10 protein-coding genes are annotated in these 12,121 nt (G+C 36.4%); 9 read left to right on the forward strand and 1 reads right to left on the reverse strand.

The window, feature by feature from the left end:
- Positions 1-181: 181 nt before the first annotated feature.
- Positions 182-2,044 (reverse strand): endonuclease, encoded by a 1,863-nt coding sequence (locus tag BLT04_RS17560; RefSeq protein WP_089757089.1) that lies wholly within the window; start codon positions 2,042-2,044, stop codon positions 182-184.
- A 194-nt stretch (positions 2,045-2,238) separates the two neighbouring features.
- On the opposite strand from BLT04_RS17560, the gene BLT04_RS17565 reads away from it, so the two are divergent.
- The 9 genes from BLT04_RS17565 (at position 2,239) to infC (ending at position 12,106) form a co-directional block, all read left to right on the forward strand.
- Positions 2,239-3,378: an acyl-CoA dehydrogenase family protein gene (locus BLT04_RS17565; RefSeq protein WP_089757090.1), complete on the forward strand. Its 1,140-nt coding sequence runs from the start codon at positions 2,239-2,241 to the stop codon at positions 3,376-3,378.
- Between the two features lie 23 nt (positions 3,379-3,401).
- The gene (locus tag BLT04_RS17570) at positions 3,402-3,899 is read left to right on the forward strand and encodes a DinB family protein (protein WP_089757091.1); all 498 of its coding nucleotides are present in this window, start codon (positions 3,402-3,404) and stop codon (positions 3,897-3,899) included.
- Between the two features lie 205 nt (positions 3,900-4,104).
- A complete protein-coding gene (locus BLT04_RS17575; RefSeq protein WP_089757092.1) occupies positions 4,105-7,038 on the forward strand; it encodes a reprolysin-like metallopeptidase in 2,934 nt (977 codons plus the stop codon).
- 392 nt (positions 7,039-7,430) lie between these two features.
- On the forward strand, positions 7,431-7,898 hold the full coding sequence (locus BLT04_RS17580; protein ID WP_089757093.1) for a pyrophosphohydrolase domain-containing protein: 468 nt from the start codon (positions 7,431-7,433) through the stop codon (positions 7,896-7,898).
- A gap of 2 nt (positions 7,899-7,900) precedes the next feature.
- A complete protein-coding gene (locus BLT04_RS17585; RefSeq protein WP_089757094.1) occupies positions 7,901-8,464 on the forward strand; it encodes a TlpA family protein disulfide reductase in 564 nt (187 codons plus the stop codon).
- 6 nt (positions 8,465-8,470) lie between these two features.
- Positions 8,471-9,076 (forward strand): DUF4230 domain-containing protein, encoded by a 606-nt coding sequence (locus BLT04_RS17590; protein ID WP_089757095.1) that lies wholly within the window; start codon positions 8,471-8,473, stop codon positions 9,074-9,076.
- A 12-nt stretch (positions 9,077-9,088) separates the two neighbouring features.
- Positions 9,089-9,274, forward strand: coding sequence for a hypothetical protein (locus BLT04_RS17595; RefSeq protein ID WP_089757096.1), 186 nt, complete (start codon positions 9,089-9,091; stop codon positions 9,272-9,274).
- Between the two features lie 246 nt (positions 9,275-9,520).
- Positions 9,521-11,440: a threonine--tRNA ligase gene (gene thrS / locus BLT04_RS17600; RefSeq protein WP_089757097.1), complete on the forward strand. Its 1,920-nt coding sequence runs from the start codon at positions 9,521-9,523 to the stop codon at positions 11,438-11,440.
- Between the two features lie 165 nt (positions 11,441-11,605).
- Positions 11,606-12,106: a translation initiation factor IF-3 gene (gene infC / locus BLT04_RS17605; protein ID WP_139166279.1), complete on the forward strand. Its 501-nt coding sequence runs from the start codon at positions 11,606-11,608 to the stop codon at positions 12,104-12,106.
- The last annotated feature ends 15 nt before the right edge of the window (positions 12,107-12,121 follow it).

Here is a 12,121-nt window from a genome sequence, read left to right on the forward strand (position 1 = left end):
ATCTGCTTATATCAATGATGCCGTAATAATAAGGTTTTATGATGTTTATTAAACACAAACGACACTGATTATTGTATGAATTTTCACAAATTAGAGCGTTTGTTATGAAAATATTAGTTAAAATTTAAAAAAGAGATGCTTCGACTCCGCTCAGCATCTTATTATTATATGAACCACAATCCTATTTTTTAAGAAACTGATAGACTTTTTCATCAAGCTTCAGTAAATAAGAACCAGTCGACAAGTTTTGTACTGAAATATTTTTCTTATTCTTAAATGGATTTTTTTCAGTATAAATTACTTTTCCTGAAAAGTCTAAAATCTGAGCTGATTTTATATCTTCCGTTTTTCCGCTTACAAAAATGTTTTCATTAACCGGATTTGGATAAATTTTAAAATCTTTTTCCGCCAAAATCACATCAGAAGCGGAAAGTGTTCCTAAATTTTGACAATAATCACTGGCGTAAGAATCCCATTCAGAAATATTGAATGTAGTCGTTGGCTGATTAATATTTGTTTTTCTGTATAAAGAAATATTTCCTAAAACAGAAGAATTATTGGTGTTTGAAACCCCGATCGCATCAACAGTAGATGATTTATATCTTAATTCAAGATATTGACTTCCCGAAAAAGTCATTTGCGGAGCCGCCGTAACTAACTTTGCCTGATTGATCGTAAAGCAGGAAAAATTAGCATTAGGATTTAAAACTACAAAAGCTTCATTATTCTGAACAGTTCCTTCCAATTCATAAGGATCAGGAAAATAATAATTGCTTCCGCTCGGGAATTGAATTGACAATCTATAATCGCTCAAATTCACGGGATGCCCTGTCTTATTGGTGATTTCTAATCCTTTATTATTTGAAGTTCCCTCCAGATATTTTGAAACAAAAAGATCTTTCGCATAAATATCAGTCGCTAAAGTTGTTGTAGAAGCAATATTACTGTCCGGTGAGAGCAAATATCCGCTGTCATAAGCTTTAATGGTATAATTATAAGCTGTAGAAGGCGTAAGATGGTCAATGCTGATTGAAGTCCCTTTTGTAGAAGCAACTAAAGTTCCGTTTTGATAAATTTTATATCCGATAACGTCTGTATCTGTACTCGGAGCCCAGCTCAGTGTAGCAAAATAAGCGCTGTTTTGAGTTACCGCTAAATTTGCCGGTGCCTGTGGCGCAACAGAATCCGGGATTTGTCCCCAAATCGTATTCACCCAGGCCGGATTATCGATGAAAGGATTTCTGTTTTTCTGTATAGTATAAACGGAATTATTTCTGTCAATTTCCCTTTGAGAAACAGGATCCTGTGCGTTCCACTGAAGAAGCATTGTAAGATAAGCGGGATCAAAAGATCTTTCTTCGGTTCCGTCCAGAGGATTGGTGTCAGAAGCAGGATTCGCATTATTATTAAAATTAAAAGTTCCTAATTTCCCTTCATATCTTACTGCAAAATACAGCAAGCTTCTCGCAACATCCCCTTTAAATTCATTAATAGGTTCGTAAACACGTCCTGTATAAACAGAATTCGGAATCGCAGAATTTCCAATTCTTGAAGTATTCGTGAAAGTGTAAAAAGTCGTTGCGCCGGCAATTCCATAAGGATAATTGCTTCTCAGCTGATTAATTCTCGCATCCGTCGGGACAATATAAAATAAGTCTGAATACATCGGATAATTACTGTAAAAAGTACTTTGAGGCATCATATGTTCTCTATTCCAACCAAGTCCTTCTGATCCTGCACTTCCAATGATATTGGCGGTCGTATATTCGTAAGCATCCGGACCGGTCGGGATTTCAGAATAAATATCTAATAATAAAGTTGTGTTACTTGCATCATGATCATAATATGTATCTAAATCTGTCTGGTTATAATAATTGGTAAGATCACCATAATTCCAGTTGATATTTTTCGCAGAAATAATATCATGAAGTTTCGATTTTAAGGCATAGCCCGTTAATCCAGCCGTTCCATCATAATATCCAGCCGGAATCTGGGCAGAAATAGATGATGAAATTATAATTATCGGAAGTAAAATTTTTCTCATTCTTTTAAAATTGGGTGGCTAAAGTAGTAAATAAATGTGCTCAAAGTTCTGAAATATTTATTACAAAATAATTAATTTTTAGAATATAAAAAATTGAATATTAAAGTTTTGCGAATAAAACGTTTGGGTCACAATAATTTTCTTGGGCATTCGGTCAATTTGGTTATCTTTGGGAATTAACTATTTTATCTTTTATGAATACAGAAACAATTGACAACATTAAAATGATAGCCGAGACTGCGAGAGAATTTGCAGAAAAAAATATCAGACCTAATATTATGGAATGGGACGAAAGCCAGACATTTCCGAAGGATTTATTTCATCAGCTGGGCGAAATGGGGTTCATGGGTATTGTTATTCCTGAACAGTACGGAGGTTCTGGGTTAGGTTATCATGAATATGTTACAATTCTTGACGAGATCTCTCAGGTAGATCCTTCTATCGGGCTTTCTGTAGCGGCACATAATTCACTTTGTACCAACCATATCTACGAATTCGGAAACGAAGAGCAGAGAAACAAATGGCTTCCTCAGCTGGCTTCCGGAAAAGTAATCGGAGCCTGGGGATTGACTGAGCATAATACCGGTTCAGATTCAGGAGGAATGTCTACAACAGCTGTAAAAGACGGTGATGAGTGGGTTATTAATGGTGCTAAAAACTTCATTACGCACGCAATTTCAGGAGATATTGCTGTAGTAATGACAAGAACCGGAGAAATCGGTGCTAAAAATAATTCTACCGCTTTTGTACTAGAAAAAGGAATGACTGGTTTTTCTTCCGGTAAAAAAGAAAATAAATTAGGGATGAGAGCTTCTGAAACTGCGGAATTAATTTTCGACAACGTACGTGTTTCTGATGCGAATCGTTTAGGCGAAGTTGGAGAAGGTTTCAAACAAGCTATGAAAATTCTGGACGGAGGCAGAATTTCGATCGCTGCTTTAAGTTTAGGAACAGCAAGAGGCGCTTACAAAGCTGCTTTAAAATATGCTAAAGAAAGACAGCAATTCGGAAAACCAATTTCTGAATTTCAGGCTATCAATTTTATGCTGGCAGATATGGCTACAGAAATCGATGCCGCTGAATTGTTGATTCAAAGAGCTTCAACACTGAAAAATTCTAAGCAAAAAATGACAAGAGAAGGGGCTATGGCAAAACTATACGCTTCTGAAGCTTGTGTAAGAATTGCAAATAATGCCGTACAGATTTTCGGAGGTTACGGTTATACAAAAGATTTCCCTGCTGAAAAATTCTACAGAGATTCTAAGCTTTGTACGATCGGAGAAGGTACTTCTGAGATCCAGAGATTGGTGATCGGCAGAGATATTACAAAATAATTTATTTTAAAACATACAAACAAATGATTAAAAAAGCCCTTTTAGGTGAGTTTTTGCATGAGGCAGAAAGCACAAGAAAAATTTTGCAGGCAATTCCTGACAGCGCATTAGACTGGAAACCGTCTGAAAAAAACTGGACGACAGCTCAATTGGCTTCGCACATCTCAGAAGTCTATAATTGGTACGAATCTACTTTCAATCTGGATGTTTTTGATATGGGAGCCTATCAATACGATAAAGGTGATGTTTCTAAAGCTGAAAATATTGTTGCTAAATTTGAAGAGAATGTTGCTAAAGCTAAGCAGGCAATAGAAAATTCTGACGAAAATACCTACTTTAACGATTGGAAAATGGAAATGAACGGCAATACGCTTTTCCCTCCTACCCCGAAAATTCAGGTTATCCGAGGCTTTTTATTTAATCATTTATACCATCACAGAGGTGAATTGGTTGTTTATTTACGATCGACAGGAAATAAAGTTCCCGGAATGTACGGGCCGACTGCCGACGATAAGTTATAAGAAATTAGAATTATATCATTAATAAGTGAATAGCACTCGTGTTTTGCGGGTGCTATTTTCTTTTCAGAAGACAATATAAAATTCATTATATTTAATGTATTACATAATATTTTGAATGAATTATCAAAAAAAATCTTAAAAAATTTTCTTTTTCGTTATAAAATTTTTATTAGCTTTGATATTCCATAACCTAAGAATATTTTATATGAAAAAACAATTATCCATGATTGGGATGCTTCTTATCACGGGCATTTCTTTCGCGCAGACCGATCGTCTTTGGTCTGAAAGTTCTAAAAAAACATCATCAGAGATTTTTGAAAACAAAAACAGCATTAATAATCCTAAGATTTACAGTCTTGATATTAATGGGTTGAAAAATGCTCTTGCAAAAGCTCCCAAAAGGCTGGCTGCAGGAGAAAAATCAGAGATCATTATTTCTTTTCCCAATTCGGAAGGAAAAATGGAAAATTTCAAAGTAAAAGAAAATTCAAACTTTGATCCTCAGTTGGCGGCAAAATATCCGGATATCAAATCTTACGTTGGTGAAGGTCTTGATGATCCCAATTCTACGGTTTATTTTAGCCTTTCTCCGCTGGGATTATCTTCAATGGAAATTTATGGTGATAAATCTGCCGTTTTCATTGAGCCTTACACAAAAGATTTATCTGCTTATGTGGTTTACAAAAAGTCAGATAAAAAAGACAATCTCGATAAATTTGAATGTACCGTAATTGATGTTGCCCAAAAAGGAGTGGCCAATACAAGCAATCTCACAGCAAGACCAAATGCGGATGATGCAAAATTAAGAACATTCAGACTGGCGCTTTCAAGTACAGGAGAATACACCGCTTATTTTGGCGGAACAAAGGCCAACGCTTTGGCAGCAATGAACAACACAATGACCCGTGTAAACGGAGTTTTCGAGAAGGATTTTTCTGCCAGAATGGTTCTTATCGCCAATAATGATGCGGTAATTTACACAAGTGCTTCTTCTGATCCATATTCACCTGCTGCTCAGATGAACAACTGGAATTCTCAGTTGCAGTCAACCCTAACATCAGTAATCGGTGAAGCCAATTACGACATCGGTCACTTATTCGGAGCTTCCGGAGGGGGCGGAAATGCGGGCTGTATCGGTTGCGTTTGTACAAACGGCTCAAAAGGAAGCGGTTACACGTCTCCGGCAGATGCAATTCCATCAGGTGATAATTTTGATATTGATTATGTAGCGCACGAAATGGGTCATCAATTCGGAGGAAATCACACTTTCTCAATGAGTAATGAAGGAACCGGTGCCAATATGGAACCTGGCTCAGGATCAACAATCATGGGATATGCAGGAATTACAGCTCAGGATATTCAGCCACATTCAGATGCTTTTTTCCATGCGATCAGCATTCAGCAGATTACCAATAATATTAAAGCTAAAACCTGTCCGGTAAGCACCAATACAGGAAATTCAATTCCGACAGCAAGCGCAGGTTTGGATTATACGATTCCAAAAGGAACACCATTTATGTTAACAGGAACAGGAACTGACGCCAACGGAGATTCTTTAACCTATGTTTGGGAGCAAATGGACAACGCTTCTTCTTCTCAGACGGGCGCAAGTTCTGCGGCAAGTGCTACAAAAGCTTCAGGGCCAACCTTCAGATCCTGGACCCCACAGACAACTCCGACAAGATATTTCCCAAGAATGGCTTCAGTTTTAGCAGGAGCAACAACAACTGCCGGATCAGAAATTACTGTTGAAGCTTTATCTAATGTAGCGAGAAGTTATAATTTCAGATTTACCGTTCGTGACAACAGAGCCGGAGGTTCAGGAAACAATTCTGACGATGCGGTAATTACTGTAAACGGAACTGCAGGACCTTTCAGCGTGAGCTCACAGAATTCGGCAACAACGTATACAGGAGGAACTTCTCAAACCGTAACCTGGAATGTTGCAGGAACTACCGCCAACGGTGTAAATGCAGCAAACGTAGATATTCTTTGGTCTACAGACAGCGGAAATACTTGGTCTACGTTATTGGCAGGAACTCCAAACGACGGAACTCAGGCTGTAACAATTCCGAATGTTTCTACAACGACAGGAAGAATTATGGTAAAAGGTTCAAATCATATTTTCTTTGATGTAAATAATGCAAATATTACAGTAAATGCAGGTTCAGGAAGTGGTGATGTAATTGCTCCGACCGCTCCTACTCTTGCAGCTTCCGGAACGACTTCCACAAGCACAAATCTTTCCTGGAGCGGTGCCACAGATGCAGTCGGCGTTACAGGATATGATGTGTATCAGGGAGCTTCATTGATCGGTTCTACAGCTTCTACAACTTATACTGTGACAAGCTTAACACCATCAACAATTTACAGCTTCTCAGTTAAAGCAAAAGATGCAGCCGGAAATATTTCGCCTTCAAGCAATACGGTGAGCGTTACCACTCTTGCGGGAAGTACAGTTTCTTATTGTTCAGCAGCTTCTACCAATACAGCTGATGAAAGAATCGGAAATGTAAAATTCGGAACTATCAATAATACTTCAACGGGAACTGCCGGTTACGAAAACTTCACTTCTGTTTCTACTAACGTGACAACAGGAAGCGCTTATACCATTTCTGTAACTCCGGTTTGGACATCAAGTGTTTACAGCGAAGCTTATGCAGTTTACATTGATTATAACCAAGATGGCGACTTTACAGACAGCGGAGAATTAGCATGGTCAAAAGCCGGTTCTACCACTTCTCCAGCGACGGGATCTATTACAATTCCTTCGGCAGCAACGTTAGGAAACACAAGAATGAGAGTAATCATGAGATATAGCACTACTCCTACAACTTCTTGTGGTACATTTACTTACGGACAGGTTGAAGATTATACTTTAAATATCGTTTCTTCAGGAAAAGGAGATATTTTAGATACAAAAGATGTCATGACCGGCATTAAATTATATCCAAATCCTGCAAGAAATACATTAAATATTTCAAATACGACTTCAGAAGATTATAAAATCTTCGATATGGGTGGAAAACTAATCAATTCAGGAAAACTCGAAAGAGGCTCTGTCAATGTGAGCAATCTTATCAAAGGAGCTTACATTATTCAGATTGGAGATATCTCCAAGAGATTTATCAAAGACTAATAATTACTTAATTAATCTTTGAAATACAAGGCTGTCCGTTTGGGCAGTCTTTTTTTAATTATGAATTATGAATTATGAATTATGAATTATGAATTATGAATTATTTTTATTAAACACTATATTTTCCAACATCAATAGAAACAGGCTTTAGCCCGTTTATAATAATGAAAACCTTCATTTGGTTTTAGCTAAATTTAAACATAATAATTCAGTTTTTTATAATGTTAATAAATATCTCAACTTTAATTTTAAAATAAAAGAGATTCTTCGTTCATCAGAATGACAACTATAAATAATTTGTCTTACAATAAAAAACAATCAATAAAAACCTGACTCCTGATTCCTTATTTCTAATTCCTAATTTTTATATTTGCGTTAAATAAAAAATATTCATGGATAAAATTGACAGTCTGAACCAGGTAGCAGAATTCCACACCACTTTTAAAGCCCCTATTTTAGATACACCACAGATTCCTTCCCCGGAGAGATGCAACCTTAGAGTTGAGCTTTTGCAGGAAGAATTAAACGAATTAAAACAGGCTATTGCAGATAATGATATCGTAGAAATTGCAGATGCACTTTGCGATTTGCAGTATGTTTTAAGCGGTGCGGTGCTTGAGTTCGGACTTGGCAACAAATTTGTAGAGCTATTCAATGAAGTTCAGCGTTCCAATATGTCTAAAGCTTGCGACAATGAAGAACAGGCACAGGAAACCGTTGAGTTTTACAAAGAAAAAGAAGTAGAATCTTTTTATGAAAAATCAGGTGAAAAGTACAATGTTTACAGACAGGCAGACCATAAAGTCTTAAAAAACAAATACTACTCTCCTGCCGATTTGAAGACAATTATTGAAAAATAAATATGAAAAAAATTATTACAAATATTGCTGTTATCTCTTGTCTGGCACTGACTGCCCAACAGGTTAGCGCTCAGAAAGTGGTCGTAAATCGCGAAGTTGAAACCACAAATGACGGCAAAATGCTTTTGGGAAATCAGTTGAAAGACCAGTTTCTAAAAGCTCCGTACGCAGATTGGTTTGTGAAAGAACATGACGAATATACTGTTGATCAAAAAGCAGTCGGTGAGCTGAAAAAGGCAAAAATCAATACATACAATCTTGTTGTTTTCATGGGGACATGGTGTGAAGACAGCCACAGAGATTTCCCAAGACTGATGAAAATTTTAGAGGAATTGAAGTTTCCTGACGGAAAATTGACCATTATTGCGGTTAACCGTAAAAAAGAATCTCCTACCGGCGAAGAATCACGATATAATATTCAAAAAGTTCCGACCATTATTGTTGAAAAATATGGCAAGGAAATTGGAAGAATCATCGAAATGCCCACATCAGGTTATATTGAAAGAGATTTGGTTGAAATTTTAAAGAAAGACGACAAATCTGTGATCAAAGAAATATTTAAATAACAGATATTGAAAAATAGTAGAATTATAATACCATTTTTAGCAGGAGCTCTCATTATGTTGCTCCTGTTTTTTGGTTTAAAATCCTGCCTAAATCTGGGCGGAAAAACAGAAAAATCAGATTATTATATTCTGACCAATCAGATTTCCAAAATGAATAAAATGGTGGTGTTGGAGCAGGATATTTCCAGTATGCAGAAAACAAAAATGAGCTATGAGTTTTTTGGAAGCGAAATGACCAGCAACAACATCATTACCTACACAAAAACCAATGCTCAGGTTTCTTACGACCTTAATAAGATGAAGATGAAGGTAGATTCAATTAATAAAAAATTGATTATTACTGAACTGCCCGATGCAAATATAAGAATTACTCCAAGCGTTGAGATCCAGTCGATGGACGATTCTTTTTTCAATAGAATTTCCGAGAAAGACATTAAAAATGTAACTCAAAAAGCCAAAGAAACGGCGGTTAAATCTATTAACCAAAATAAGCTGAGAGATGAAGGACATAAACAATTAATGGAAAATCTTAATAATATTTTCGTTTTGGCAAAGGCTTTGAATTATACAATAGAAGACCAGACAGGTAAGCTGGGTGTTTTAGGACTATAAAATTTCAACGTTATGGACTCAAAAGGAAAAGATAAAAAAGAGGAATCTGCAAACTCTGCAGAGTCAAAAAAGCAAAATCAGGATTTTCCAAATATTCCTGCTTCATCAAAAAAAACAAATCCGCCTGATATTGATAAAGAAGATGTTCAGAAATCTTCAAAAAATAAATCAGGAAAAACCGATAATACGGATGAATAGATGCAACAAAAAGATTCTGTCTCACACGAGGCAGAATTTTTTTACAAAATATTCATTGTAAGAATTGTAAAAAAATTTTTAAAATAAATCTATCAACCCATTCATAATTAGAAGATTAATTATTTAAGAATTAGTAAAAACGATTTTATTTAATTTTTAGTATTAAATCTCGTCTCAAATATACCGTAATGTAGTATTTTAAATAAAAAATGCGTATTTTTGCATCTTAAAATTTCTTAGTAAACAATGATAAAAATTACACTTCCAGACAATAGCGTCAAAGAATTCGAGGCGGGAGTTACTCCGCTAGATGTGGCAAAATCTATAAGCGAGGGATTGGCTAGAAACACCATTTCCGCAGTTGTTAACAACCAACAAGTAGAGACGACCACACCTATAACCACGGATTCTACGGTACAGCTGTTGACCTGGAACGATGATCTTGGAAAGAAGGCTTTCTGGCACTCTTCAGCCCACCTTTTGGCGCAGGCTATCCTTGAATTTTATCCTAATGCTAAGTTGACGATCGGGCCCGCTATTGAAAGCGGATTCTATTATGATGTAGATTTCGGGGACGAAAGTTTATCTGAAAAAGATTTTGAGAAAATTGAGAAAAAAGTATTGGAAAATGCTAAAAAAGCTTCAACATTCTCATTATACCCTGTTTCTAAGGAGGAAGCATTAAAAACATACGCTGATAATCCTTACAAAGTTGAGCTGATCTCTAATCTTAATGATGGTGAAATCACTTTTGTAACACACGATAATTTCACAGATCTTTGTCGTGGAGGACATATTCCGAATACTGGAATTGTAAAAGCAATGAAGATTTTAAATGCTGCCGGAGCTTATTGGAGAGGAAATGAAAAAAATCCTCAATTAACAAGAGTTTACGGTATTTCTTTCCCTAAACAAAAAGATTTAACTGAATATCTTGAGCGTTTAGAAGAAGCAAAAAGAAGAGACCACAGAAAATTAGGTAAAGAATTAGGGATTTTTGCTTTCTCTGAAAAAGTAGGTGCCGGTTTACCGCTTTGGTTGCCAAAAGGTACTGCTTTGAGAAGGAAATTGGAAAATTTCCTTTCTGTTGCTCAGAAAAAAGGAGGTTATGAATTTGTAATGACGCCACACATTGGGTCAAAAGATTTGTATGTAACTTCCGGACACTGGGATAAATACGGAGCAGACAGCTTTCAGCCGATCAAAACTCCGAATGAAGGAGAAGAATTTATGCTGAAGCCGATGAACTGCCCTCACCACTGTGAAATTTACAAAACTTCACAATGGAGCTACAGAGATTTACCAAAAAGATATGCAGAATTCGGAACTGTTTACAGATATGAGCAAAGTGGAGAGCTTCACGGCTTAACAAGAGTTCGTGGATTTACCCAGGATGACGCTCACCTTTTCTGTACTCCGGATCAGTTGTTAGGAGAATTTGAAGCGGTGATCGACCTTGTATTATATGTTTTCAGATCTTTAGGTTTTGAAGATTTCATGACTCAGGTTTCGTTAAGAGATCCTGATAACAGAGAAAAATATATCGGTTCTGATGAGAATTGGGAGAAGGCAGAAAATGCAATTATCACAGCAGCAGCAAACAAAGGGTTGAAAACTGTTGTTGAATATGGTGAAGCTGCATTTTATGGTCCGAAATTGGATTTCATGGTAAAAGATGCTTTAGGCAGAAAATGGCAGCTTGGAACCATCCAGGTTGATTATAATTTACCGGAAAGATTTGATCTTCACTACATCGGAAACGACAACGAGAAACACAGACCGGTAATGATCCACAGAGCGCCATTTGGTTCTATGGAACGTTTTATCGCGATTTTATTAGAAAATACTGCAGGAGATTTTCCACTTTGGCTGAGCCCGGATCAGTTTATCATTCTGCCGATCAGTGAAAAATATGTAGATTATGCTAAAAAAGTTTCACAATTTTTAGAAAATCACGATATTAGCGGTCAGATTGACGACAGAAACGAAAAAACGGGTAAAAAAATCCGTGATGCAGAATTAAACAAGATCCCATTCATGCTTGTTGTAGGAGAAAATGAAGAGAGAGACGGCACAATTTCTGTAAGAAGACGTAGTGAAGGAGATCTTGGAGTGATGAATATGGAAGATTTCGTCAGTTATTTTAAGAAAGAAGCAGCAATATAAAAATTATTAAAAGATTGAAGGATTAAATTAAAAAATTACATAAGTGTAAATGATATTCTAATCTTTTAATAAATAGTAAGTTAACCAATAAAATTTAAGACAATAGCACAAAAAAGATTTAACAACAGGGGCCCACTAAGACGTCCGGTACAGGAGGACGCACACTTGATCAACGATAAAATTCGTGTGAGAGAGCTTCGTTTGGTGGGCGATAACGTAGAGCCGGGAATTTATCCGATTGACAAAGCAAGACAGCTTGCTGCAGAACAGGAATTGGATCTGGTAGTAATTTCAGATAAGGCAGAACCGTTTATTGCAAGAATATTAGAATATAAAAAATTCTTATACGAGCAAAAGAAAAAGCAGAAGGAACTAAAAGCCAAGCAGGTAAAAGTGGTTGTAAAAGAGATCCGTTTCGGGCCTCAGACAGATGACCATGATTATGAATTTAAGAGAAAGCATGCTGAAAAATTCCTTGAAGAAGGTTCAAAATTAAAAACCTACGTATTTTTTAAAGGACGTTCGATTATCTTTAAAGATCAGGGAGAAATTTTGCTTCTAAAACTGGCTCAGGAACTTGAGCACGTTGGAAAAGTAGACCAGCTTCCTAAACTTGAAGGAAAAAGGATGATCATGATGATGAGTCCGAAAAAGCCAGCAAAATAATCTATAGCCAGATCA

The sequence above is a fragment of the Chryseobacterium soldanellicola genome (assembly GCF_900100115.1).
GTDB classification, from domain to species: domain Bacteria; phylum Bacteroidota; class Bacteroidia; order Flavobacteriales; family Weeksellaceae; genus Chryseobacterium; species Chryseobacterium soldanellicola.

Bases quoted from the DNA above. Each gene is read 5' to 3' on its own strand.
- BLT04_RS17585 (WP_089757094.1), top strand. From the start codon at position 7,901: ATGAAAAAAATTATTACAAATATTGCTGTTATCTCTTGTCTGGCACTG.
- BLT04_RS17565 (WP_089757090.1), top strand. From the start codon at position 2,239: ATGAATACAGAAACAATTGACAACATTAAAATGATAGCCGAGACTGCG.
- BLT04_RS17570 (WP_089757091.1), top strand. From the start codon at position 3,402: ATGATTAAAAAAGCCCTTTTAGGTGAGTTTTTGCATGAGGCAGAAAGC.
- thrS (WP_089757097.1), top strand. From the start codon at position 9,521: ATGATAAAAATTACACTTCCAGACAATAGCGTCAAAGAATTCGAGGCG.
- BLT04_RS17580 (WP_089757093.1), top strand. From the start codon at position 7,431: ATGGATAAAATTGACAGTCTGAACCAGGTAGCAGAATTCCACACCACT.
- BLT04_RS17595 (WP_089757096.1), top strand. From the start codon at position 9,089: ATGGACTCAAAAGGAAAAGATAAAAAAGAGGAATCTGCAAACTCTGCA.
- BLT04_RS17560 (WP_089757089.1), bottom strand. From the start codon at position 2,044: ATGAGAAAAATTTTACTTCCGATAATTATAATTTCATCATCTATTTCT.
- BLT04_RS17575 (WP_089757092.1), top strand. From the start codon at position 4,105: ATGAAAAAACAATTATCCATGATTGGGATGCTTCTTATCACGGGCATT.